21 protein-coding genes and 2 pseudogenes are annotated in these 23,767 nt (G+C 69.1%); 8 read left to right on the top strand and 15 right to left on the bottom strand.

What is annotated here, in order from left to right; genetic code table 11:
- Window positions 1-60 precede the first annotated feature (60 nt).
- The 7 genes and pseudogenes from E4N62_RS43330 to E4N62_RS43300 form a co-directional block, all read right to left on the bottom strand.
- The gene (locus E4N62_RS43330) at window positions 61-1,515 is read right to left on the bottom strand and encodes an RICIN domain-containing protein (RefSeq protein WP_230223680.1); all 1,455 of its coding nucleotides are present in this window, start codon (window positions 1,513-1,515) and stop codon (window positions 61-63) included.
- Between the two features lie 298 nt (window positions 1,516-1,813).
- Window positions 1,814-2,302, bottom strand: coding sequence for an N-acetyltransferase (locus E4N62_RS43325; RefSeq protein ID WP_230223679.1), 489 nt, complete (start codon window positions 2,300-2,302; stop codon window positions 1,814-1,816).
- A 71-nt stretch (window positions 2,303-2,373) separates the two neighbouring features.
- Entirely contained in the window at window positions 2,374-2,679 is a 306-nt protein-coding gene (locus E4N62_RS49065) for a DUF1963 domain-containing protein (protein ID WP_230223771.1), read from the bottom strand.
- Window positions 2,579-2,899, bottom strand: a pseudogene (locus E4N62_RS49060) (DUF1963 domain-containing protein); the annotation flags it as partial. The gene E4N62_RS49065 and the pseudogene E4N62_RS49060, both read right to left, overlap by 101 nt.
- Before the next feature lie 280 nt (window positions 2,900-3,179).
- A complete protein-coding gene (locus E4N62_RS43310) occupies window positions 3,180-3,341 on the bottom strand; it encodes a hypothetical protein (RefSeq protein ID WP_230223678.1) in 162 nt (53 codons plus the stop codon).
- A gap of 110 nt (window positions 3,342-3,451) precedes the next feature.
- A complete protein-coding gene (locus E4N62_RS43305; protein ID WP_230223677.1) occupies window positions 3,452-3,760 on the bottom strand; it encodes a hypothetical protein in 309 nt (102 codons plus the stop codon).
- 4 nt (window positions 3,761-3,764) lie between these two features.
- Window positions 3,765-3,905: a hypothetical protein gene (locus tag E4N62_RS43300; protein ID WP_230223676.1), complete on the bottom strand. Its 141-nt coding sequence runs from the start codon at window positions 3,903-3,905 to the stop codon at window positions 3,765-3,767.
- 106 nt (window positions 3,906-4,011) lie between these two features.
- On the opposite strand from E4N62_RS43300, the gene E4N62_RS43295 reads away from it, so the two are divergent.
- The gene (locus E4N62_RS43295; protein ID WP_230223674.1) at window positions 4,012-4,692 is read left to right on the top strand and encodes a bifunctional 2-polyprenyl-6-hydroxyphenol methylase/3-demethylubiquinol 3-O-methyltransferase UbiG; all 681 of its coding nucleotides are present in this window, start codon (window positions 4,012-4,014) and stop codon (window positions 4,690-4,692) included.
- A gap of 257 nt (window positions 4,693-4,949) precedes the next feature.
- On the opposite strand, the gene E4N62_RS43290 is transcribed toward E4N62_RS43295, so the two are convergent.
- The gene (locus tag E4N62_RS43290) at window positions 4,950-5,555 is read right to left on the bottom strand and encodes a lytic polysaccharide monooxygenase (protein WP_230223770.1); all 606 of its coding nucleotides are present in this window, start codon (window positions 5,553-5,555) and stop codon (window positions 4,950-4,952) included.
- A gap of 440 nt (window positions 5,556-5,995) precedes the next feature.
- Window positions 5,996-6,974 (bottom strand): annotated as a pseudogene (locus tag E4N62_RS43285) (serine protease).
- Window positions 6,975-7,051: 77 nt separating this feature from the next.
- Between E4N62_RS43285 and E4N62_RS43280 the strand changes: the two are divergent.
- Entirely contained in the window at window positions 7,052-7,234 is a 183-nt protein-coding gene (locus tag E4N62_RS43280) for a hypothetical protein (protein ID WP_230223775.1), read from the top strand.
- 934 nt (window positions 7,235-8,168) lie between these two features.
- Here E4N62_RS43280 and E4N62_RS43275 read toward each other — a convergent pair.
- From E4N62_RS43275 to E4N62_RS43250, 6 genes are all read right to left on the bottom strand, one after another.
- Entirely contained in the window at window positions 8,169-8,600 is a 432-nt protein-coding gene (locus E4N62_RS43275) for a M48 family metallopeptidase (protein ID WP_230223670.1), read from the bottom strand.
- Between the two features lie 511 nt (window positions 8,601-9,111).
- Complete coding sequence (locus tag E4N62_RS43270; RefSeq protein WP_230223668.1) at window positions 9,112-9,924, bottom strand: class I SAM-dependent methyltransferase; 813 nt, start codon at window positions 9,922-9,924, stop codon at window positions 9,112-9,114.
- 63 nt (window positions 9,925-9,987) lie between these two features.
- The gene (locus tag E4N62_RS43265) at window positions 9,988-11,172 is read right to left on the bottom strand and encodes a cytochrome P450 (protein WP_230223666.1); all 1,185 of its coding nucleotides are present in this window, start codon (window positions 11,170-11,172) and stop codon (window positions 9,988-9,990) included.
- Window positions 11,173-11,381: 209 nt separating this feature from the next.
- Window positions 11,382-12,608, bottom strand: coding sequence for a beta-ketoacyl synthase (locus E4N62_RS43260; protein ID WP_230223664.1), 1,227 nt, complete (start codon window positions 12,606-12,608; stop codon window positions 11,382-11,384).
- Complete coding sequence (locus E4N62_RS43255; protein WP_230223663.1) at window positions 12,605-12,847, bottom strand: acyl carrier protein; 243 nt, start codon at window positions 12,845-12,847, stop codon at window positions 12,605-12,607. The genes E4N62_RS43260 and E4N62_RS43255 overlap by 4 nt, the downstream gene beginning before the upstream one ends.
- A gap of 106 nt (window positions 12,848-12,953) precedes the next feature.
- Complete coding sequence (locus E4N62_RS43250) at window positions 12,954-13,961, bottom strand: beta-ketoacyl-ACP synthase III (RefSeq protein WP_230223662.1); 1,008 nt, start codon at window positions 13,959-13,961, stop codon at window positions 12,954-12,956.
- An 826-nt stretch (window positions 13,962-14,787) separates the two neighbouring features.
- On the opposite strand from E4N62_RS43250, the gene E4N62_RS43245 reads away from it, so the two are divergent.
- From E4N62_RS43245 to E4N62_RS43220, 6 genes are read left to right on the top strand one after another with little or no spacing between them, the layout of a single operon-like run.
- On the top strand, window positions 14,788-16,887 hold the full coding sequence (locus E4N62_RS43245) for an AMP-binding protein (protein WP_230223661.1): 2,100 nt from the start codon (window positions 14,788-14,790) through the stop codon (window positions 16,885-16,887).
- Entirely contained in the window at window positions 16,884-17,927 is a 1,044-nt protein-coding gene (locus E4N62_RS43240; RefSeq protein ID WP_230223660.1) for a 3-oxoacyl-[acyl-carrier-protein] synthase III C-terminal domain-containing protein, read from the top strand. Before E4N62_RS43245 ends, E4N62_RS43240 begins: the two co-directional genes overlap by 4 nt.
- Before the next feature lie 29 nt (window positions 17,928-17,956).
- Window positions 17,957-20,566, top strand: a complete 2,610-nt coding sequence (locus E4N62_RS43235) for an aminotransferase class III-fold pyridoxal phosphate-dependent enzyme (RefSeq protein WP_230223659.1) — start codon at window positions 17,957-17,959, stop codon at window positions 20,564-20,566.
- A gap of 48 nt (window positions 20,567-20,614) precedes the next feature.
- On the top strand, window positions 20,615-21,709 hold the full coding sequence (locus E4N62_RS43230) for a DUF3419 family protein (protein WP_230223658.1): 1,095 nt from the start codon (window positions 20,615-20,617) through the stop codon (window positions 21,707-21,709).
- 20 nt (window positions 21,710-21,729) lie between these two features.
- The gene (locus E4N62_RS43225) at window positions 21,730-22,581 is read left to right on the top strand and encodes an alpha/beta fold hydrolase (protein ID WP_230223656.1); all 852 of its coding nucleotides are present in this window, start codon (window positions 21,730-21,732) and stop codon (window positions 22,579-22,581) included.
- A gap of 16 nt (window positions 22,582-22,597) precedes the next feature.
- Entirely contained in the window at window positions 22,598-23,716 is a 1,119-nt protein-coding gene (locus E4N62_RS43220) for an acyl-CoA dehydrogenase family protein (protein ID WP_230223654.1), read from the top strand.
- The last annotated feature ends 51 nt before the right edge of the window (window positions 23,717-23,767 follow it).

Raw genomic sequence — 23,767 nt, 5'->3', positions numbered from 1 at the left:
GCCCCAGCCGCACCCGATGCGTGCGCCGACGTCAACTGCGGGCACGGGAGGCGTGGTCGCTCAAGAGAGCGGCTCGACCAGCCATCGCTGTTCCGCCTCCCCGTTCCGAGGGCTCGGCACCAGAATGGTGCCGGCCTCGGGCGAGGCCGGGGCGATCACGAGGTTCCCCTCGTCCCGTGCGAAGAGTTGCCCTTCGGGACTCAACTCGAAGCGGAGACCGAACGAGAGGTCGCCCGAGGAGTCGCAGAGCTCCAGGTCCAGCACCTCGTCGTCCCCTCCGGCGTCGAGGCACAGATCCGGTTCGGCGACGTTGCGCAGGAGCCCGCTCCGGAGATAGGTCCACCGCTGTGTACTGGAGGTCGAGCAGGGGGACAGAGTGACCTCCGCGCCGCGCTCGGGCGGCGATCCGGGTACGTCCATGCACAGGTCGGCGCCGGCGTTGCGCAGTCTGCCGCTCTCCGGGGAGACGGGGAGGCCGGTGGCGGCCGCGGGGGACGAGGAGGACGGCGTGGGCGTGGGCAGCTGCTCCCCCGGGACAGGTGCGGCTTCGTCGGACGAGGTTCCGGTCACGACGAGGACTGCCGCGACAGCGGCCGACCCGGCGGCGATCCCGGCGACGACGAGCTTCGTGCCTCTACGGCCGGCGCGAGGTCTTCTCTTCCTCGTCGGCCTCGGTGTCGTGCGCCCGTTGTCCGAGGGAGAGGTGTCGGTTCCGGCGGTGCCCGTGGTGACGGGCGCTGTCCGCGCAGGGCGTCCCCGGCACGCGGTCAGGTAGGGGTGCGCGCTTTCGCCGAGGAGCGCTTCCGCCAGGAGAACGCCCGGTTCGCCGGCGCAGAGCCTCAGCTGCTCGGCTGTGTGTCGGCAGTAAGAACACTGGTCCAGGTGCCTCTGCACCTCGGGCAGCGTGGAGCCGGCACTGCGGGAGGGTGCGTCGAGGAGGCGGCTGTAGTCCCGGCACTCTCTCCCGGCCGAGTTCTCGACATGCGTGCGCAGCAGCGCCGATCTCCATTGCTCCCGTGCCCGGTCCAACTCGAAGGGCGGGATGTCCCCTTCGATACCGAGCAGGGCCGCGGGGACGGCCGACGGTTCGGCTTCCACGTCCATGTGCCACAGGACGTACTGCGTAGTCCTCGGAAGCCGGAAAAAGGCGGTGTGGCTCAGGAGCCGGTTCTCGGCGATTGGATGGGGTGACCTGTCGCTGTCGGTGGTCCCGGCCTGGTCGTACGACATCCCAGGGACGGAGCCCGTCTGCGAGCGCGCACGCGCGGCCTCCCGCACGGTGACGAGGAGGCGAGGGCGCAGGGCGCTGGTGGACCCGGCCCTCTGGAGTTCCCGCACCACCTGGCGGAACGCGGCGGAGGCGATCGCCCGCGAGAGCGCGGGGGAACCCGAGGCGCAGATCTCCGCGTAGTCGGAGACCGCCGGCCCATGTCGTGCGATCAGCGCGGCGACGGGAGTCGTGCCCTCGATGGTGCGGGACATTCGCAGCGCGGCGACGAGTGCGTCGTCGGACATCCCTGGGGCGGTCTCGGGGTCGGGGCCGAGTTGGGGAAGCGGATGAGCGAATGACACAGGGGGCTTTCCTTCTCGACCGCCTTGTGGGGGTAGCGGGCAACGCCACGACCCGTCCAATCCGATAGGCCCGGTTACGGATCGTACTGAGTTGAACCACCCTGTCACACTGGGCAGATGTCCAACAAGGGGCGCCGGAACGAAGCGGAACGGGTCGGCTCTCGCAGGTGGACGGGAGGTGACGCCCTCCGTGGAAACCCGCGATGGCGGCCGGCCGCCGTTCCGCCGGCGGCGCCGCAACCTACGTGAGTTCCTTCCGCATCAGCGTGCAGGTCGTCTCGTAGAGGCGCAACGACCCATCAGGGGCTTGCTCGATCCACGAGTCCGGCCGGCGGTCGTACGCGACGTAACCCAGCCTTTCGTACAGCGCGCGGGCCCGGGGGTTGCTTTCCTCCACGCCGAGTTCGGCCCGCCGCAGACCGCGGTCCCTGATCCGCCGTTCACCGGCTGCGATGAGGAACGCGCCGATCCCGCACGACCGCAACGCGGGGTGGACCGCCAGCTGCCACAGAGTGCCGACCCCTTCCTTGACCTGGTAGTCGACACCGCCCTTCGCCACGGGGATGTCTGTCGCCGGGCAGACCGCGAGGTAGTCGACCTCGCCGGTCCGGACACGTTCCAACTGTTCGGCGACGTTGGCCAGATGGTGGTCGGACCCCGCCCACCCGCACGACGCCAGGTCCGCGTGCACCAAGTCACGGACTGACAGCCGCAACACCACGTCGATCATCTGCAATACCTCCGACGAGCCAGCATCCATGCCGGTCACCGATGGTGCAATGCCGTTTGGGAAGACCCCTCCTAGCTCTGGACGGTGAGCCGGGCCTGGTCGAATCGGCGGGCGGCGAGGTCTTCAGCGCGGATGAGCCAGTACAGGGTGCCCTCGTCGCCCCAGGTCGTCCTCGCGTCGCCGTCGGCGCCGAACTGGGCGAGCAGGGTCGACGGGGGTGCCCTCCGGTACGTACAGCACCTGGGCCCCTGCCCAGGTCTCGGGGTCGTCGACGGAGACGAAGGCGTCCTCGTCCACCTGGCCGTCGGAGGAGAAGAAGAGCAGGGTCCCGTCCTGGGGGAACTGTGCCGAGAGGCCGTCCCGGGGCAGTGCGGCACACCGCACCGAGGCGACGAAGGACAAGGGCCCGCGCCCCGGCCACTCGGGCCAGGCGACCCCGGCCGGAAGCTCTGGAGTCCCCCGAGGACGGCCACGACCTGCTCGTCCGCTTCGGCTCGCCGCAGGCGTGCGCGCAGGCGCAGGATCGCTGTCCAGCGCTCGGCGACCGTTACGTGGTTTCGCTGAGTACGAGCCGTGCGGGTGGGGCCATGGACGCACCTTCGAGCGATTGTGCCCGCGCCAGGGAGCCTCCGGACCAGAGCGCGGGCAACCGCAGGCCTCCCGTGGGGAGCCGGGAGGCGCGGCGGGTCCTGCCGTCGGCGACGGCAGGACCCGGCAGAGGGAACCTCACCCGGGGGTGGCTCGGTTCCCGCACCCACACCATGCACCTAAACCGGCCACAGCAACAGTCCACGGCTGAAAATCGCCAATACCCGCATCCGGGCAGCAGGAGGACAGGACTGGCCTTCCGGTGGCAGCTGATGCCGGTTGTCAGACGTCAGACCAGTACTCGGTCGGCGGTCAGCTTGCGGGGCGTGTCGCCGAGCAGGGTGCGCAGCCGTGCCGCGGGCAGCGGGACGCCCTGTTCGACCGGGGGCGGCGTCTGCGACAGGGTGCCGACGCGGAAGGCCTCGCCCGCCTTGGCCCAGAAGGCCTGCACGACGCCGGGGTCGGCGGAGTACGGCAGCGCGTACGGGTCGGTCTCCGGCGCAAGGCGCCGGCTGTCGGCCAGGGCGCCGGCGTCGACGGTGTCGAAGCCCAGCCGGCTGATCAGCTCGGCGGCCCTCGCCGTGGCCTCAGGGTCGTGCCGGCGATGGGCAGGACGGGGCGGTCGGCGGCGCCTGTGGGGCGGGCGAGGATGAGGATGTAGTGGTCGCCGACGCTGCTGAACGCCTTGACGAGCTTCGCGTCGGTCAGGTGCTCCTGGACGAGTTCGCTGGTGGTGGCCCTACCGGAGTCGAGGGCCTCGATGTGCCCGTCGCGCATCGGGTAGTAGTTGATCGGGTCGAGCACGAGCTTGCCCGCCAGTGCGGCGGCGGGAAGCGTGCGGTAGGCGGCCAGCGGGATGCTCACCACCACCCGGTCACCCGCCCGGGCGGGTCCGCTCGGGAGTCGCGACGCGGCGGGCCCGCTCCCCCGGCTCCGCCACGAGGTCGGCCAGGGTCTCCGGGCCGCGGGAGTTGGACAGCACGACGTCGATGCCCGCCGCGACCGCGAGGGTCACGGCACTCAAGGTACAGCCGCTCCCCCGCCCTACTCGCCGGCCTTCCCTTTGCCGAACCGGCAACTGCGGTTGTCTGTCGGCGAAGCGTTGAGCGAGCGTGGGGCACATGACCGACAACACCGCGGCAGGACCAAGCCTGTTCGACGCCCCGTCGCCCGCAGGCGAATACACCGGCGACCCGGCGGTACGAGCGGAGTGGGACAGCCGCTACGCCGACCGGCAACAGCTGTGGAGCGGGCAGCCCAACGGCGCGCTCGTGGCCGAGACCGCCTCGCTCACACCCGGACGCGTCCTGGACGTCGGCTGCGGCGAGGGCGCCGATGCCCTCTGGCTCGCCCGCCGCGGCTGGGGCGTCACCGCGCTCGAAGTCTCGGGCGTGGCCCTGGAACGCGCGGCCGGACACGCCCGTGACGCCGGCCTCACCATCCACTGGATACACGCCGAGCTCACCCGGGCCTCACTCGTGCCGGCCTCCTTCGACCTCGTCTCGGCACAGTACCCGGCTCTCCTGCGCACCCCCGATGCCGCCGCCGAGCGAGCCCTCCTCGCCGCAGTCGCACCCGGCGGCGTACTGCTCCTCGTCCACCACGCCGGTATGGAGACCCGTCAGGCGCACGAGAGCGGCTTCGATCCGGCCGACTACGTCTGGCCCTCGCTGGTCACCGAACTCCTCGACGACGACTGGGAAGTGGAGGTCGACGAGCGACGCCCCCGCCTCGCACCTGACGGCGGCGCCGGCGCACACCACACGGACGACCTCGTGCTGCGCGTACGCCGGCTGCGCTGACACACCTACGTACGCCTCCGGCGGGCTGACCGCCGTTTCGGCGGCCCACCAGTCGACGCCTCTCCGGGCCGGGAGGATGCTGCCCTGGCTGTCCCCGTGAAGATCGATCACCGCTCCGCCACCTACGACCTCAAGCGAGACGAAGCCGTCGGGGCAGGGTGACCACATGGGGCCCCTGCCCCGACGGGGCACGGTCGGCCGGGCGGTGGGTTACCGGCGCCCGGCAGAAACCGGTGCCGCGTGCGGCGCGTTACGGCTCAGCCGAAGTTCACGTCGCTGCACCACATGTAGGCCTGGTCGAGGTGCGAGGCCTGCCAGATCACGAACACGATGTGGTGTCCGGTGTAGCCGGAGGTCTGGACGGGGAACGTGATGTTCTGCGCCGGGGCGAAGCGGCCGGTCTGCGTGATGAAGTCGAGGTTGCCCCAGCCCAGGGTCTGGGTCTTGGGGTTGAAGCCCTGCTTGCTCACGTAGACCTTGAAGTAGTCGGCACCGTGGGACGCCTGGTCGTACAGCTGGACCGAGAAGTTGTTGCCGATGGTGGTGGTCTTCCACGATCCGGGCCTGTCCAGGCTGGCGTTCCTCGAGAGGTTGTTGCTGCAGAGCGTCCCGTCGGGGGTCCGTGCCTGGAACTGACCTCCGAGGCCGTCGCGGAGCGCGCTCATCCAGTTCCACATGGTGTCGGAGTTGGCCTGGAATGCCTGCCAACACATGGGGTCCTGGGTCTGCATGGCCGGGTTCGTGTGGTTGTTGCCCCACGTCTTCCAGCACTGGTACGCACGGGTGGCGGGGCCGACGACGGTGCCGTGAGCCTGGGCGGGGGTCGACCAGGCGAGGGCGCCGACGGTCACGGCGAACAGCATGACGAGCGCCTGGAGAGACCGGCGGATGGACGCCTGCGAACGCCCGGTTAACGGACTCCTGTTGCGCATGTGGGGGGACTCCTTCCAGTTGCAAGGCTGTGATGGGAGCGCTCCCAAAGCTAGGACTTCTGAGCGAGATGTCAATGAAGCGGACGGAGTTGATTTACCGGGCGGGCGGCGAGCAGGGAATCTACCCGGAGCCGGAAGCCGGGATGGCTCGCAGGACCGGAGAGCGAGGATGCGCGGGAGAAAGTTGCAGGAGAAGACGACCTCTGAGCCATTGGCCCCGAGCCATAAGCCCAGGGCCCTGGGCCCTGGATCCCCTCGAGCAGGGGCCGACGTGCTTGCGCGGTTGCGAGTGCCGCGCAAGCACGTCATCTGTCGGCCTCAGACCGGCTTCTCGGTAGTTTCAGGCCGGCTTCCCGTGGCCCGACCGCAAGTCAGGAGGACTGCGCGGTCTGGTAGAGGTTCTGCGCCTCGGTGCCGAAGTACGGCCCGTACATGCGGTTGGGCAGGAAGTTGTACTTGAAGCTGTTCACCGACGACAGCAGGCCGGTACCCGTGGCCTCGTTGAACTGGGTGAACCAGGGGCCTCCGCTGGAGCCGCCGGTCATGTTGCAGTTCATGCCGTGGTCGTTGGAGAGCAGGAAGTCACGGTTGGTGGTGCCGCTGCAGTAGATGAACTTCTCCCCGTCGTACGGTGAGGCGGCGGGGAAGCCGAAGGCGTACATCGCACGGTTGTAGCCGGTGTTGAAGGCCAGCCCCTGTCCGCCGACGACGTCCGTCAGCAGCTTCCCGTCCAGCGGGGCGACGACGGCCGCGCCGATGTCGAAGTTGATGTCCTCGCTCGCGGTCCACTGCGGGGTGGCCAGCGTCTTCGTCGCACTCCACCTGCCGTACGGCGCCTGCCCGTCGTGGTAGCCGGGCACGAAGACCCAGTTGGTGTGCCAGGCGCCCTCCAGCTTCACGCAGTGCCCGGCGGTGATGACGGTGCTCTTGTTGGCGCTGGTGACGGCGTTGCCGGAACACGAGGCCGTGCGCCCCTGATAGGTGAAGAACACCCGCCCGGCCGTGGACACCACGGCCCCGCCCCCTCCAGGCACCACCGCCGTTGGGAAGGCCAGCACTCCGACCTCGTTCAGGGCGCCCGGGAGGGTCGGGGTGACCGTCTTCTCCTTGCCCTTGGCGAGGGAGGGGAGGGGCCTTCACCTGGGTCCGGTCCACGGTCGGCAGGTCCAACGGGGTGGCCTGGCGCATCCGTTCGGCGGTCCAGAACGAGGCGGGGTCGGCCGTGGCCGTGGCCGCCCCGGCCGGCGAAGCGAAGACACCGGTGCCGAGCAGCGCGGCGGCACCGAGCAGTGCCGCGAAGACGTGGCGGGACCTGCGCGGGGAGCGGGAGGGGCGGGACGAGCGGCGTATGTCTCTCACGCGTACTCCTTGTGCGGTGGGGGACGAGGACGAACTCGCGCAACGCAGAGTGCCACCCCACCCGCAGTTTGGACAGGTACACGTCACGATGGGGCGCAAAATCAACCCCTGGCATCCAGAACGACCTCGTCCGCCGCCACGCCCGTCAGGCCAACCAGACCGTCCTGGACCACATGGAGGTCCTGGAGGACACCGGGCTCGTCGACGCCTCCACCTTCCAGGAGGCCGAGAAGGACGTTGCCCCCAAGTAGGGGACACGGCGGCCGACCGTGCCGGTGTGGGGCAAGCAGCCGATCGGGGGTGCGACGCGACGCTCGCGTCCCCAGCCTGGCTCGCCGCCCCCTCCCCAAACGGGCGGCGAGACAAGGTAGTTCGAATGATCCGAAGCAGTCCGAACGATCCGAACGGGCCGGGCCGCTGGCGACAACCTTTGCGCTGTGCAATGATCGAGCGGGGGAGCTGAGCCGACGGTCGGCCGCTACCTGGCGCCCGGGAGTGACACCGGCACGGTTACGCGGCGGCAGCACGCCGACCGTCGGCAGCACCTCCCCCTCCCCCGTCGTCCGCCGCTCCGATGCCCTGACGCCCCGACGGCCCACGTGCCGCGCGCGTCCCACCGCGACGTCGCCCCGGCCCTCACGGCGCTCGTGACCAGCGGCTTCAAGCTCCTGTCAAGGTTTCGGCACGGTCGGCCGCCCAGGGTGGTGCTCACCCCGTCGAGCCAGTCCGTGACGGGCACACCGAAGGAGACATCCGTATGTCCAAGTTCTCGAAAGCCAAGACCGCAGCCGCCTCCGCCGTGGCGACGCCGGCTGTCGCCGCGCCGGTCGCGCTCGCCGCTCCCGCCCAGGCCACAGGGGGTATGGCACCGGCCTGCGTGACCCGCAGTGTCGAAACGTCGACGCGCACCGTCTACCTGTCCAATGTCTGCGACCGGACGATGCGGGTGACGGTCGTCCACCGGAGCGGCGCCGAGTCCCCGTGCTTCACGATGCAGGAACGACCAGCAGCGTCCGTCCGTCCCGCCGCGGGCGCGGCCGGAGCCGCGCAGGTCTCTGACCCTCGGCGCCCTGATCGGCGTAGTGCTGCTGGGTTCCACCACCACTCCCTGCCAGAGCGCCACACAGGTGAGGGGCGGTCACCGGTTGCCCGGTGTCCGCCCCTCAGTGGTCCGTCCCGCGCCGCTCACTCGCCGTCGGGGAACTCGCCGGCGAACGCGTCGGCCATGCGCAGCCAGGGCTTCGCCTCGCCCCGGCGTCCCTGGCGCTGCAGGGTGCGTCCGAGCATCAGGTGGGCGTAGTGCTCCACCGGATCGCGCTCGACGATCACCCGCAACTGGTCCTCCGCCCGCCGCAGTTGTGCGGAGTGGTAGTAGGCGCGGGCCAGCAGCAGACGGGGGCCGGTCTGCTCCGGGACCTCCTCGACCACGTCGACGAGCAGCTTCGCGGCACCGATGTAATCGCGCGCGTCGAACAACAGTTGGGCCCGCTCCCACCGCTCGGCCGTGGTCTCCTCGTGCGGCACTCCGACGCCGTTGTCGAACAGGTGCAGCGCACTGGCCCAACGGTCGGGCGCCACCCCGCCGATGGCCGGGTAGGTGTTGAACTCGTCGGTCATGGTTCCCTTCCTCCTTCTCCCGGCCACTTCTCCCTACGGTCCGGAGCCCGGCCGACCGATACCCGAACGGGTACGAGGGACGCTTCGTGACCGCCGGCGAGTGCCGGCGACGCCCTTGCAGCAAGCCCTGACGCCTGGTTATTCCGCTCACTCCTCCAGCTGCTCGATCACACGGCAGGGCACGGGGGCAAGGAGAAAGCCGAGAGGGAATGGGTGAAGCTCCCACCGACCGACGACGGTGCCTCGACCGCGGCCGGGGAATCCGCATCCGACGCCGGTCGTGCCACCTCACCAGGGGGCGCCGTCAGGGCATCACCGAGCACGCTCCTCCCGGGGCCCGACCACGATGGGTGACGACGATGCCGCCGAGACGCGCCCCGGCCTGCCGAACAGCAGGACGCGCGGCCTCGGGCCTCGCTGGCGGGTCTCGGAGCCGGTCCGCGTGTACGGAGCCGCCCAGGACGGCTCCCACGACATGACCACTCTGTGGCACGTCCCGGACGACAGAGTGTCAGGCGGTTCCCTGTGCTTTGTGGACGACGCATCGCACCCATGACTCGGCACCGAATTCGCGTAGTTCGGTCAGCGCTTGGCGCAGGGTTTCCTCGTCAGGGGTGCACGGAAGCGATGTGATGGCGGTCATGGCGCCTTCCACCGAATCGGCAAGATAGCGAGCCATCGGCTCTGCCTCCGCGCCCCGGAACGAATACAGCCGCTCGCCGGGGTCGATGCCCGAGAAGCCCGTCTCTTCCAGCCAGCCCCACAATTGCGTTCCGGCGTCGCTCTGGCCGAATGTTCGCATCGCCTGGACCAGCGCGGGCATCAGTGCGTCCAGTCCAGCTGTCGGCGGGCCCACCTTGATGGTGGCGTAGTCGAGCTCGATGCAGGTGATCGTCCCTCCCGGACTGAGCAGCCGTCGTGCCTCGCGCAGTGCCGCCTTGGCATCGTGCTCGGTCATGTGCTCGAGCACCCACATCATCCACACATGATCGAACGACGCGTTCTCGTACGGCAACTCCCGGGCGTCAGCCACATGGAGATCTGCGGTCACCCCGCAGTCGGCGAGATACTTGCGAGCGAAACCGATCTGGGCGGGTTCGATGTCCACACCGGAAAGCTGCACATCGGGAAACGCACGCCCCAGGGTGCCCAGTACCGCGCCGACCCCGCAGCCCACCTCGAGCAGGCGAGTGCCGGGGACGAGGGTCGTACCGTCCAGTATCAGTCTGTCCTGCCACAGTGCGGCCTGGTCTATGAGACGCTGCTGCTCCGCAGGCGCGTGGCCGTGAACGTAGTTTCTCTCTGCGATGTCGTTCTGTCCCACGTCGACAGTTCTCCCTTTTCGTTCGACACCCTGCCCGAGGGCCCCGGTATCGCGGTGAATTCGCTATCCCCAGGCGACGGGAAGTTCGAGCATCCCCTGGACCGTGTCGCCGGGATTGAGAGGAATCTCGTCGGCGGGCACGGCCAGCCGCAGTCCGGGGAAGCGGGTGAAGAGGCTGTGCAGAGCGATCTCCATCTCGGCGCGGGCCAGGTTCGAGCCGATGCACTGGTGGGTGCCGAAGCCGAACGCCATGTGCTGACGCGCTGAACGGTCCCAGTCGAGTGTGTCCGGGTCCGGGAACTTCTCGGGGTCCCGGTTGATGACGGAGGTCGAGAAGACGACACCGTCGCCGGCCCGGATCGTTGCTCCGGCGATCTCGATGTCCGCGGTCGCCACCCGCAGCAGCCAGTCGGAGACGGACAGGAACCGCAGGAGTTCCTCCACGGCGGCGGGCAGCAGACCGGGATCGGCACGGAGTTCGGCCAGGCGCTCCGGGTGCTGCAGCAGTGTGAAGGTCGAGAGCGAGATCATGTTCGCCGTCGTCTCGTGCCCGCCGGCCAGGTTGACCAGGGCCAGGGCGACCAGTTCCTCCCGATCCGTCTTGCCCTCGCGCAGTTGGTTGTGGACCAGCTCGTCGAGGATGCCGTCGCCGCGTTCGTGCTGTTTGCGGTCGATCAACTTGCCCAGGTACTCCTCCAGTTGGAAGCGCGCGTCCACGGCGTCGGCGACATTCGTACTACGCAGCAACCGACGCGACTGGACCTCGAAGAACTCGTGGTCGGCGTACGGGACGCCGAGCAGCGCGGAGAGGACTATGGACGGCAGGGGCAGCGTGAAGGCACTCACCAGGTCGGTGGGCGAGCCCTGCGCCTCCATGGAGTCGAGGAGGCGGTCGACCGTTTCCTGGATCCGCGGCCGCAGGGCGGCGGTACGTTTGGCGGTGAAGCCCGGGATCAGCATCCGCCGCTGAGCGCTGTGCTCAGGGTCGTCCACGCCGATCAGGGCGGGCACCACCTCACGGAATCCGGCGAGGCGTGCGCTGGGGATCGGGAAGCCCGGAGTGTCGCTACGGGAGGACAGCCGCTGGTCGACGAAGAGTTCACGGGCCGCGCCATGACCGGTGACGAGCCACGCCTCGCTGCCGTCGAAGAGAGTGATCCGGGACAGCGGGCGGGACAGCAGCTCGTAGCCGGCGGGCGGGTGATAGGGGCACGTGCGGTCCTGAGGGAAGGCGACCGGTTGTCTCATGGAAGTGACCTCGCAGGTGAAGGGACGTCGGTGGCCCCGCCGGAACAGGGCTTCGGGAAGCGGGCGGAGGGCAGGATGGGGGGCCTTTGGCCGAGGCGATGCGGTGCACGATCTCCTCGCGGTACACGATCTCCTCACGGACCAACAGGCGGGCGTGGACTGCGCGGGGCGTCGTGAGCCGCGTTCCGGCCGCCGTGCCCGGGGTACGGTCACGCCCGGCTCAGCGCCAGGACCGCGTTCTGGCCGCCGAATCCCATGGAGTTGCTCAGTGCCAGTTCGATGTCGTGGCGGATCGGAGTGGCCGCGACGTCGATGTCGATCTCCGGGTCCCGTGTGCGGAGGTTGGCGGTGGGCGGGACCAGGCCGTTCTCGAGGGCGAGCACGGTGTAGGCGGCCTCGATCGCCCCTGCTGCCCCCAGGAGATGCCCGGTGACGCCCTTGGTGGAGCTGACGAGCGGGCCGGCGGGCAGTACCCGGCGCAGTGTCCTGGCCTCCGCAAGGTCGTTCAGCGGAGTCGACGTTCCGTGCGCGTTGACATAGGACACGTCCGCGGGGGCGGCGCCGGCGTCGGCGAGCGCGAGCCGCATGGCCTGCTCCAGCCCGCGGCCGTCCGGGTGCGGTGCGGTGATGTGGTGGGCGTCGGCGGTCGAGCCGTGCCCGACGATCCGCGCCCGGATCCGCGCGCCGCGGGCGCGGGCGTCCCCGGCGCGCTCCAGGACGAGCAGTCCGGCTCCCTCCCCGGCGACGAAGCCGTCGCGGTCGGCGTCGAAGGGCCGGGAGGCGCTCTCCGGGGCGTCGTTCCGCGTGGAGAGGGCCCCCATGTTCGCGAATCCGGACATCGTCAGGGGGGTGACCATCGCCTCGCTGCCACCCGTGAGGACCACGTCGCAGCGCCCGAGAGCCAGCAGGTCGCAGGCGGTGGCTATGGCCGTGTTCCCGGAGGCGCACGCCGTGGCCACCACCAGGTTCGGGCCCGTGGCACCGAACTCGATCGCCACCTGGCCCGCCATCATGTTGGGCAGATACATGGCGAGCAGCAGGGGTGTCACGCGCTGGGGCTTCTGGTCGAGCATCACCCTGTGCTGCCCCTCGTAGGTCTGGAGGCCGGCTCCGGCGTTGCCCAGCACGACCCCCACCCGCGCGCCGTCCCAGGTGGCGGGGTCCAGACCGGAATCGGCCAGGGCCTCATGCGCCGCGACCAGGGCGAACTGGACGAAGCGGTCAAGGCGGTGGGCCCGTCGGCCACCGAGCAGTGCCTCGGCGTCGAAGTCCGGAACGCGGCACGCCAGGGAGACCGGCACGCCGTCCAGCTCCGGATCGAGGGCCGCCGCGGTGCCGCGTGCCCGGCACACCTCCGACCAGTTGCGTTCCACTCCGACTCCGGCCGGAGTGACCAGCCCGAGACCGGTGACCGCGATGTCGGCGCGGATCGTCATGCCTGGCCCTGGGCAACCCGGTCCTCCACCAGGCGGCCCATGTCGGACAAGGTGGCCAGGTCCCGCAACTCCTGGTCCTGGATGTCCACTCCGAGGTCTCGTTCCAGGATGACGGTCAGCTCCACCAGGGTGAGGGAGTCGAACTCGACGTCCTCCAGGGAGGCTCCCGGACTCACGAGATCGGAGGGGACCTTCAGGTCCTCGATGATGATCCTCTTGAGCGTGTCGTAACCGTTCATGTCAGCTCCTTGTCGGTGGCATCGGGGAATCCGGGCGGGACCGGGCGACCGGGAAGTCCTGGGGCGGCGTCCTGCGACCGGCCGCGGGCGGAGGCTTGCCGCCGGATCAGGCGACGGTGGTGAGTGACGGCCAGACGAGGGTGGCCGCGCCCCAGGCGAGTCCGCCGCCGAACGCGGTGATCATCACCCGCTGGCCCTCGGACAGGGCACCGGACGCGTTGTCCTCGTCGAGCAGCAGTGGCACCGAGGCCGAGGCCGTGTTGCCCACGTGCTCGATGTTCGAGGCGCGGCCCTCGGGCGGGACGCCCAGTGCGTCGCCGAGCGCGTTGCTGATGCGTGCGTTGGCCTGGTGGGCCACCAGACGATCGATGTCGGAGAGTTGCCACCCCGCCTGCTCGGCGGCCGTGGCGCAGGCGGCCGCCATGTGACGGACGGCGAAGCGGAAGATCTCGCGCCCCTGCATCCGGAGGTACCGGGAGTGCTCCTCGGTCGGGACGCGCCGCCGCGCACCGCCCGCGGGCACGTTCAGAAGGTCGTTTCCGCCACCGTCGCTTCCGAGCACGAGGGAGATGATCGCGCCGGGCTCGTCGGGGTCGCCGGCGCGCAGTACGACGGCTCCGGCGCCGTCGCCGAAGATGGCTGCGGTGGAGCGGTCGCCGGGATCTATCAGGGTGCTGAACGCCTCCGCCCCGATGAGCAGAACCCGGTCGGCGACGCCCGTGGCGACGAGGCCGGCGGCCGTGGCCAGCCCGTAGACGAAGCCCGCGCAGACCGCGGAGACGTCGAACGCGGCCACGCCCGACAGGCCCAGCCGGGAGGCGACATCCGGCGCCGTCGCGGGACACAACTCGTCGGGCGTAGTGGTGGCCAGCACCACGGCGTCGGCCCCTCCGGAACCGGAGGACTTCAGGGCTTTGAGGCCGGCCTCCACGGCGAGGTCCGACGTCGACACACCCGGCGAGACCCGACGGCGGGTCGCGATGCCGGTACGGCTGCGGATCCATTCGTCGCTGGTGTCGAGGGTGGCCTCCAGGTCCGCATTGGTCACTGTGTCGGGCGGCAGCCAGGAGCCGAGGCCGGTGAGGACCGCGGCACGAGGGGATCGGTACGTCATACCAGTGTGACTCCCTGGTCCTGAGGATCGGGGGGACGGGGTGGCCGGTGCCGGTGGAGGTGGTCAGGGGCGACGCCGCGGCAGAGAGCCGGACCACCCGGCCTCGCCGCGTCGGCCGCTGCGGTGAGGTCTTCGTCGGCACGGCTCGACGGCCGGCTCAGGCACTGGCGGCAGGACATGCGTCTGGGGGGAGCAACACGGAACTGCGTCATGTTCTGTGTCGTGCAGGATTCCGTGGCCAAGTCCTTTCCATGCACGGGCGGTGCGTGAAGGCTGTTCATCAGGATCGGCATGCACTGACGCGCGAACCGGCCGCCGCCGGGGCGAATGTGCCTCATGGAGCCGGGCCCGGAAAACGGCGTGGCCCCGAGGCACGAGTAGCCTGCCACCGGCGGGCGCGGGTGAACAAGGTCAGGAATCGGAAAACGCCCGACCGTCCTTTTCCCAGTACCGGAAATACGCGCGCTCGGGAGATTGAGCATCGGAACGTCTCTGAGGCGAGTTGAGGATATCGGCGAAGTGGCCAAGGGATCGCCGCCCGCTCTGCAGGTGTATTCCCTGACTACGAAGATCACGCCGAAGATCTTTCGCATTGTTGTCATTGCCCGTGCGCGCCGGGTGATGGCAGGCTCGTTGGTCAAGAAGCCGACCCCGGATGTGGGCGTTCACCGCGAGGAGGCGAAAGGACCCGCCGCGGCGGGTGGCTCTCCGTCTCCGGTCCGCTTTTCCTCTCGCCTCACCGGCTGGGCGTCGCATGCGGCGACGTTCAGCCGGTCGCAGCCGATATGCATGTCCACTCGTCACCGTCGGAATGAGGTAACACCACGTGGAACTCGTGCTGGAAACCGATTTCGTCCGAATTCTACAGAAGCGCGCCCAAGACGACCCGGATGTTTCGGCGTTCACCTTTCTTGAGGGTGATCTCGACGTGGTGGGCACGCTCACCTACGGGGAGCTGCACGACCGAGCCCTCGCGCTGGCCGCCCGGCTGCTGTCGGTCGTCTCCCCCGGCGACCGTGTTCTGCTGCTCCACCCGGCGGGCCTCGACTACGTCGTCGCGTTCTACGCCTGCCTGTACGCCCGGATCATCGGCGTTCCGCTGTACGTACCGCAGCACCGCACCGCTTCGACGGTCGAGGCGATCGCACGGGACTGCCAAGCCGCTGCCGTGCTCACCACGGAGCGGGGCGCGAGCCGGAAGTCGCTGTTCGGCGAGGACACACGGGTGGCGAACCTGCCCTGGCTGGTTACGGACGCGTCGCCGGACGACGTCACCCGGCCGGCGCGCGACGTCACCTGCGCGTCGGCTTTCGACGATGTCGCCCCGGACACGGTCGCGTACCTGCAGTACACCTCCGGTTCCACCTCTGCCCCCAAGGGTGTGGTCGTCGACCACACCAACATGGTCTCGCAGTGCGCCGAGGCGGCGATGTCGTGGAAGGTCGACGCCGACAGCCGCTGGGTGTCGTGGCTGCCTCACTTCCACGACTACGGTCAGATCGGTTCGATCCTGCTGCCGGTCTTCGCCGGCGCCCACTGCGTACTGATGGCCCCGGCCACGTTCGTCCGCAGGCCCGTCCGATGGCTGCGCGCCATCTCGCAGTACCGCGGTACGCACACCGGTGCCCCGAACTTCGCCTACGACCTCTGCGTCGAGGGCACCACCGAGGAGCAGCGGGCGGGGCTGGACCTGAGCTCGTTGGTCACGGCCGGCAACGGCGCGGAGCCCGTGCAGTTCGACACCCAGCAGCGCTTCCAGCGGACGTTCGCCGAACACGGCCTGCGACCCGGCGTCCTGTGTCCCTCCTACGGTCTCGCCGAGGCCACGTTGAAGGTCACGAACAAGATGCCGGACGAACCGCTGACCTGGGGCACCTTCGGCCCCGCCACTCCAGGGAGCCCGGTGGTGGAGCTGCCTGCCGACAAGGTCGTGCGTCCGCTCGTCTCGTGTGGCACGACCGTCGCCGACACCCGCGTCGCCATCGTGCACCCGCAAACCCGGCAACGTCTTCCCGACGGTCACGCCGGGGAGGTCTGGGTCACCGGCCCCATCGTCTCCCACGGCTACTGGGGCCGGCCGCAGGAGAGCGATGACGTCTTCCGGGCGCGTGTCCTGGACGAGGGCTCCGACCCCCACCTCAGGACGGGAGACCTGGGGTTCATCCACGACGGGCAGCTCTACATCTGCGGACGGATCAAGGACGTCGTCATAGTCAACGGGGTCAACCACTACCCTCAGGACATCGAACGGACCGTCGAGGACAGTCACCCCGCCGTCCGGCGCGGTCACACCGCGGCCTTCGGCGTCACCGAAGGGGCCCGGGAGAGCGTCGTCGTGGTCGCCGAATGCGCCCGGCGCGACGAGAGTTCCCCCGCGGACGTGGCCCTCGCCGTCCGCCAGGCCGTCTGGCGCATCCACGACCTTGCCGCCACGGTGGTGGTCGCCGAGACCGGAACGGTCCCCATGACCACCAGCGGCAAGATCCAGCGGACCCGCTGCAAGGCCGACTTCCTCGAGGGCCGGCTCGTCGTCAGGGCCCGCAAGGACGCAGGTGGCGTGGACGCAGGTGCCGTGGACGCGGGTCCGGTCCGGTCCGGCGCCGAGACGCCCGGGCCGGCCGCGCAGCCGGCCTTCACCTCCGCGCTCCAGTCGCTCCACGAGAACTGCCGTACACACATCGAGCACTGGATTGCCGGAAAAGCAGGTGGAGGGACGAGCAGCGTCGACGCCCGGGAACCGCTGTCCGCCCATGGGTTCTCCTCGGTGGACATGCTGGAACTGCACCAGACCCTGGAGGACTGGACGGGGCTACGCCTGCCCCCCGAGTGGATGTGGGAGTCCGAGTCGATCGACGAGCTGGCCACGCTCGTCGTGACACGTCTGACAACCCCCGCCGCCGACCTCACCGCGGGGGCGGGCCGATGAGGATCGCCGCCGTATCCGCTGCCCTGCCGTCGCGCCGTGTCACCAACGACGACATCCTCGACCTCGTCCGCGAACACAGTGCCGGCGTCTTCGAGGGTGACATCGAAGACGCCCTACGGAAGATCAATTTCTGGCTCGCGTACTCCGGGTCGGACTGCCGCCTCTGGGCCGCCGAGGGGGAGCGCCCCATCGACCTGCTCGTCCGCGCCGCAGAGGAGGCGATCGACGAGGCAGGGGTGACGCGGGAGAGTATCGACGTCGTCATCTACACCGGCATCGGCAGGGGCTTCCTCGAACCCGGAGGGTCGTACCACGCCGCCGCGGCGCTCGGCATCCGACGTGCCCAGTGCTTCGATGTCCTCGACGCGTGCATGAGCTGGACCAGAGCGCTCCAGATCGCCCAGGGCCTGTTCGCCTCGGGAGCGTGCCGCACCGCGATGCTCGTCAACGCGGAGTTCAACATGCGCCCCACCGGGCCGGTCTACCCGGGCGTGTTCGCGCTGCCCCACACCGACGCGGTCACCTGGAGCTTCCCCGCCTACACCCTCGGCGAGGCCGCCTCCGCGACCATTCTGACGGCGGACGACCACGAACCGTGGTCCTTCGCATTCTCCTCCCGCCCCGACCTCGCCGACCTGTGCAACATCCCCATGGACGGCTACGCGGACTTCAGCCGGCCCTCGGAGAAGATCGCCAGGAACGGCGTCCACCGCTTCACGTCGTTCGGTTTCGAACTGCACGAGGCCGCCCGGAGCGAGGCCGTGGAGGTCTTCAAGCGGCTCGACGCCCCCAAGGAGGAGGCAGCCGCGGTGTTCACACACGCCTCCGCGAAGCGGTTCTGGCAGGAGATGGCCGACGGCGTGGGCCTGGGCGACAAGATCTTCCACGTCTTCCAGAACACCGGAAACATCGTCTCGGCCTCCGTACCGACCGCCATCGCGACCGCGGTGAACGAGGGACGCCTCAAGCGCGGTGACCGCGCGGTCGGATGGGTCGGCAGCGCAGGTATGTCGTTCAGCGCCTTCTCCTTCGTGTACTGACCTGGAGGACGAACAGCACCATGGCCAATATGCCGATGAAACCCGTCACCAACGTGCTGGGCCATCTCCTCGGATACTCCGCGTCCCGTCTGCGGAACCCACGCGAGGATCTCAAGGCCGAGGAAGCCGAGCGGCTGCTGGACTGTCTGGTCCAGGCGGGCCCGATCTACATGAAGATGGGCCAACTGCTCGCCACCAGGTCCGACCTGGTGCCCGGCGAGTGGGTGGAGACCCTGCGCACGCTCCAGGACGACGCTCCCCGCATGGACGCGGCCACCACGCGGGCCGTGGTCGAGCGAGAGCTGCGCGCCCCGATGAACAGCGTCTTCCGCGAGTTCGACCCCGAACCGGTCGCCAGCGGCTCGGTCGCCCAGGTCCACCGGGCCCGGCTGCTCGACGGCCGGCAGGTTGCCGTGAAGCTGGTGAAGGACGGGGTGCCCGAGCACATCGACCAGAATCTGCGGCTGATGGGCAGGGGGGTCCGCCTGGCGGAGAGGATGATCCCGGCCGTCGCCGAGTCCGACGGCGTCCGTCGTTTCACCGAGGTCGCCAAGCTGTTCCGCTCGCAGGCCGACATGCTCCAGGAGGCGGCCCGGCAGAAGACGGTGTACCGCAACTTCCAGGGCCACCCCTACGTGCGGGTGCCGCAGGTGATACCGGACTTCGTCACGCCCCGCATGCTCACCATGGAGTTCATGGATGGCATCCGCGGGAACGAGGCCCACCGGGTGCATATGCCGACCGCACAACTGGCCCGGCGTCTGCAGGACACGATCTACACCATGCTGTACATGCACGGCCTGTCCCACGGTGATCCGCACCCGGGCAACATCCTGTTCTCCGAGCAGGGCGAGCTGATCCTGCTCGACTACGGGATCACCGTCGAGCTCAGCGAGGACGAGAAGTGGGGCCTGTCGTCCTTCTACTACGCGTGCACCCGCAAGGAGTGGGACATCGCGGTGGAGCGGTTCACCGCTCACTTCGTCACCGGCAAGGAGAATCTCACCGAGCGCTGGGACGAATACCGCAAGGAGCTCGTGGCGGCGCTGGAGCACCACTTCGACACCGTCTCCAACCGCTGGTCGACGATCAGCTACTTCCGTGACGTCAGCACCATCCTGCGGAAGTACGGTGCCCGGTACACCACGAGTTTCACCAAGGTCGAGCTCGTGTTCCTGTCCTGCGAGGGTTTCGCCACTCAGCTCGACCCGGACATCAACATCTGGGACAACGCCCGCAAGTTCACGGACCGATACTCCCCCTACATGAGCAAGGAGGTCCGTGAGCGGTTCGACGCGCAGTTCAGGAACCAGATCCCGAGCTCCCTCGAGATGAGGGACCGTGCGAACCGCTCGCTCGTCGCGCCCACCCATATCCACCGCTACTTCTTCCCCAGCACCTACCCTGTCTTCGTCAAGGAGGCGCAGGGCGGGCGGATCCGCGACCTCGACGGCAACGAGTACGTCGACCTCTCCGGCGGGTACGGTCCGCACATCCTGGGCTATTCCCACCCGGTGGTGAACGAGGCGATCAGCTCGGGTATCGCGGCCGGCCTGCTCAACGGCATCGGCAACGAGCCCGAGGTCGAGCTGGCCGAGACACTCGTCGAGGCGTTCCCCTCCGCACAACGGGCGCTGCTGTGCAACTCCGGCACCGAGTCGGTGCTGCTGGCGATCCGGCTGTGCCGGGCGTACCGCAGGCGCAAGACGGTGGTGAAGTTCGAGGGGCACTATCACGGGTTCTCGGACCAGGGAATGGTCAGTTCGTGGTTCCGCTTCACCGGGGACAAGCACGCGCCCGAGCCGATCGCGGGCACCCTCGGCTCGAACGAGGACGTCGTGCGGAGCACCCTGGTGCTCCAGTACGGAGACATCGGCGGCCTCGAACGGCTCAGGGAGCGGCTCGATGACATGGCCTGCGTCATCGTCGAACCGATGCCGAGTTCGACGACCACCCTCGACCAGGAGTTCCTGGCCGCCCTGCGGAAACTGTGCACCGAATCGGGTGTCCCGCTGGTCTTCGACGAGGTCGTCACCGGCTTCCGGGTGGCGTACGGCGGGGCCCAGACCCTGGCCGGGATCGAACCGGACCTCACCTGCCTGGGCAAGATCATCGGCGGGGGCCTGCCCTGTGGCGCGGTGGTGGGCCGAGCCGACCTGGTCGAGATGTGCCGCAGTTCCGAGGACCCGTTCCTCGACTACGAGCAGAAGGCGTTCGCCGGCGGCACGCTGAGCGGGAACTCCATGACCTGCCGGGCGGGCACCGCTGTCCTCACCCACCTGCGGGCCAACCAGCACCTCTACGAGGAGTTGGAAGCGAAGACGCAGAGGCTGCGCACCGAGTTCGCGGAGAGCACCCGCAAACGCGACATACCCTGCCGGATCAGCGCCCGCGGGTCCATCTTCTCGCTCAACTTCAGCCACCGATCGGCGGGCGTCTACCGGGAGCGGATGGCCGGCAGCAACTTCAAGGCCACCATCGCGCTCGCCTACTACATGCGCCGGCACGGGGTGTACATGCCGGAGCTGCACAGCTTCCTGCTCAGTACCGCACATACCGACGACGACCTGGCCACCACCGGCAAGGCGTTCGACCTGAGCGTGGCGGACATGGCCAACGACGGCTTCTTCGTGACGTGACCGCCGGGCGTCGGCGGACTGTCCTGTCAATCCCGAATGGGGATGGTGATGATGAGCTCGAAGGGCTCGGAGAAGTGGATTCTGTACAGCACGTGTGACGAGGACTCCGACTCGGAGATGCGGGCTCTGGGTGTCTCGGCCGGCGAGGACGTACTGAGCGTCACGGGCAGCGGCTGCCGCACCCTGAGCCTGGTCGCCAACGACCCGCGTTCGGTGGTGTCGGTGGACACAGCGCCCGGGCAGAACTACCTCCTCGAGGTGAAACTGGCGGCGATCAGGCACTTCGAGTACGACACGCTGCTCGCGTTCCTCGGTATCGACCCGTGCCCGGACCGGTGGCGATTGTTCTCGGAGCTCGAGGGGAAGATCAGCCACAACGCGTTCCGCTACTTCTCGCGGCACCGCGGCGAGGTCGAGAGCGGCCTGGTGATGTCGGGGCGGCACGAGAAGTTCTACCGGCGTGTCGTCGCCCCGGCGATGCGGGTCCTGTACGGCCGCGCCATGCGCGACCTGTTCTCGGCCCGCACGCTGGACGAGCAGCGGGCCGTCTACCTGGGCAAGATCGACGGCGTCCTGTGGCGGTCGCTGGTCCGGTACGGGTTCTCCGAGCGCGTGCTGAAAACCGTGCTGAACGACCCCGGCTACCGCATCACGATCGACGTGGACTCTGTGGGCGGCTACGTGCTCGAACGCGTCCACCACTCCTTCATGAACCACCTCGCGAAGGACAACCACTGGCTCGCGTTCACGTTCCTGGGGCGCTACCCGGACCGCGAGACGCTGCCGCACTACCTGTTGCGGGACAACTACGAGGCGATCCGAACCGCGCGCACGAAGGTCGAGATCATCACCGAGAACCTCATCGACTACATGGCGAAAACTCCCGAGGGCTCGCTCGACAAGTTCTCGCTGTCCGATGTGACAAGCTGCATCGACCAGGAAGGGTTCGACCTGATCATGCGTCACATAGTGCGTGCCGGCAGGCCCGATGGGCGGGTGTGCTACCGCAACTTCCTGGCCAAGCACCAGGTGCCGCAGGACGCGCGCTCCAGGCTGGTCCGTGACGACATGCTGAGTTCGTCACTCACCCAGGACGACAAGGCGTTCGTCTACGACATCGAGGTGCTCACCTTGAAAAGCTGAGCGAAGGGACGGAGTCCGTTATGCAGGACGAGACGGTTCGGGTGGAGACCTCTGGAGGCCCGATCCACTTACGGCGCGCGGGACAGGGTCCGACTCTGCTCTTCGTGCACGGGCTGATGGTCAACGGGCACGTGTGGGACCCGCTCGTCACGGGGCTGCGCGACCGGTTCCACATGGTGCTGCCCGACCTGCCGCTGGGCGGGCACCGCACACCGCTCGAACCGGACGCGGACTGCAGCCTGGAGGCACACGCGGCACGCGTGATCGAGATCGCGCGGAAACTGCCGGGGCCCGTCGTGCTCGTCGGCAGCGACACCGGCGGGGCGATCTCCCAGATCGCCGTGGCGCGTGAACCGGGGTTGTTCGATCGTCTGGTGCTCCTCCCCTCGGACGCCTTCGACAACTGCCCCCCGAAGCTGCTGGCTCCGCTGCCCGCCCTGGCGGCCGTCCCCGGCGTCATACGGGCCGTGTCACTCTCCCTGCGTCTGGGCCTCGTCAAGCGGGTGATGATGATGCTCGTGGCGCGCAGCACAGTGGCGCCGGCGACGATCGGGGAGCTGATCGGCGGGCTGCCCCACGACCGGGCAGTGCAAAGGGACTTCACCAAGCTCCTGAGGGGCCTGCGACCCGAGGTCACTCGCGCGGTGGCCGGGGAACTGCACCGGTTCCGGGGCCGCGTCCTTGTCGTGTGGTCGCGGAAGGACCCCCTCTTCCCGTTCGAGCACGCACAGCGGCTGGCGGCGTGCTTCCCGCGCAGCTCGGTGGTGATCGCCGAGCACTCACGCGCCTTCGTCTCGCTCGACGAGCCCGACTGGCTGGTCGAGCGCATCACTGAGTTCATCGACGACGGACCGTCGGACGATGCCATGTGAGATGAGAGGTTGAAACATGTCCATCAACTTCATGGTCCCGGAACTGGCCACCGTCGAGCGGCTGTTCCCCGGTCTCGAGCAGCGGCTCCGCGAGGTCCCGGTGGCCGAGCTGGAATCGGAGAAGTCCCCCGGACTGGCCATCTTCCGCGAGCACGGCGGGCCGGCTCTCATGGTTCCCGAGGGACTGGGCGGGCTGGACGCCACCTTAGTGGACGCACTGCACGTCCAACGCGTGCTGGGCGCGCGGTCACCGTCGCTGTCCGTCGCGGCGAACATGCACGTGTGCACGGTGATCGCCATGCCGCCGTGTCCCGCCACCGAGGAACTGCTCGGCGCGGTCGCCGAGAACAACCTCTACCTCGCGTCGGGGTTCGGCGAGGGCAAGCCTGCCGCCAGCATTCTCAAACCCCTGATGAAGGGCGAACGACACGGCGGCGGGTGGCGTCTCAACGGCGTCAAGAAGCCGTGCAGCCTGTCGAAGTCGATGGACTACCTCACGGCGAGCGTCATGCTGACGTCGCCGGAATCGGGAGGGACGGAGATGGCTCTTGCCATCGTCCCGGCCGACACCGCAGGCATCGAAGTGCGGCCGCTCGGGCACTCGCCCGTGCTGCCCGGTTCGGAGACGTGCGAGGTCGTGCTGACCGATGTCGACGTGCCGGACGACTGCATATCGTCACTGGGAGACCCGCAGTCCCTGAACACGGCGCTCGCGACGGTGTTCCACGTCTTCGAGCTGCTGATGTCGGCCAGTTACGTCGGCGCGGCCAGCGGCCTGGTCGAGGCGGTGCTCCACCAGGGCAGGGGTTCCGCCGCCGAGAGGATGGAGCTCGTCGGTGACCTGGAGACCACCATGGCCTCCCTGGAGGCGGTCGCCAGGGCGGCGACGCCTGGCGGCGACGACCCGCTGGGCGTGGCCCGCGCACTGCATGTGCGGTACTCGGCACAGCGGACCGTGGAGCGGGTGGCTGCGCACGCCACCGAACTCCTCGGTGGTACGTCCTACATGATCAGCGGCTTCAGCACGATGTTCTTCACGTCCGCCCGGGCCATGGCGTTCCACCCTCCGGCCAGGAGCGCCATGGCCGAGCCGCTCGACCGGTTCATCTCCGGCGAGCCCCTCGTGATGCCGTGACGGCACGCGCGCGCCCGTGGCCACGGGCGCGCGCGTGCCGTCCGCCGTCAT

The organism is Streptomyces sp. MNU76 (assembly GCF_020982545.1).
Taxonomy (GTDB): Bacteria; Actinomycetota; Actinomycetes; order Streptomycetales; family Streptomycetaceae; genus Streptomyces.
This window is presented reverse-complemented; position numbering and strand designations above follow the sequence as displayed.

Bases quoted from the DNA above. Each gene is read 5' to 3' on its own strand.
- E4N62_RS43275 (WP_230223670.1), bottom strand. From the start codon at position 8,600: ATGACCGACGAGTTCAACACCTACCCGGCCATCGGCGGGGTGGCGCCC.
- E4N62_RS43265 (WP_230223666.1), bottom strand. From the start codon at position 11,172: ATGAGACAACCGGTCGCCTTCCCTCAGGACCGCACGTGCCCCTATCAC.
- E4N62_RS43230 (WP_230223658.1), top strand. From the start codon at position 20,615: ATGATGAGCTCGAAGGGCTCGGAGAAGTGGATTCTGTACAGCACGTGT.
- E4N62_RS43250 (WP_230223662.1), bottom strand. From the start codon at position 13,961: ATGACGTACCGATCCCCTCGTGCCGCGGTCCTCACCGGCCTCGGCTCC.
- E4N62_RS43295 (WP_230223674.1), top strand. From the start codon at position 4,012: ATGACCGACAACACCGCGGCAGGACCAAGCCTGTTCGACGCCCCGTCG.
- E4N62_RS43225 (WP_230223656.1), top strand. From the start codon at position 21,730: ATGCAGGACGAGACGGTTCGGGTGGAGACCTCTGGAGGCCCGATCCAC.
- E4N62_RS43330 (WP_230223680.1), bottom strand. From the start codon at position 1,515: ATGTCCGACGACGCACTCGTCGCCGCGCTGCGAATGTCCCGCACCATC.
- E4N62_RS43255 (WP_230223663.1), bottom strand. From the start codon at position 12,847: ATGAACGGTTACGACACGCTCAAGAGGATCATCATCGAGGACCTGAAG.
- E4N62_RS43290 (WP_230223770.1), bottom strand. From the start codon at position 5,555: ATGCTGTTCGCCGTGACCGTCGGCGCCCTCGCCTGGTCGACCCCCGCC.
- E4N62_RS43220 (WP_230223654.1), top strand. From the start codon at position 22,598: ATGTCCATCAACTTCATGGTCCCGGAACTGGCCACCGTCGAGCGGCTG.
- E4N62_RS43260 (WP_230223664.1), bottom strand. From the start codon at position 12,608: ATGACGATCCGCGCCGACATCGCGGTCACCGGTCTCGGGCTGGTCACT.
- E4N62_RS43325 (WP_230223679.1), bottom strand. From the start codon at position 2,302: ATGATCGACGTGGTGTTGCGGCTGTCAGTCCGTGACTTGGTGCACGCG.
- E4N62_RS43240 (WP_230223660.1), top strand. From the start codon at position 16,884: ATGAGGATCGCCGCCGTATCCGCTGCCCTGCCGTCGCGCCGTGTCACC.
- E4N62_RS43235 (WP_230223659.1), top strand. From the start codon at position 17,957: ATGCCGATGAAACCCGTCACCAACGTGCTGGGCCATCTCCTCGGATAC.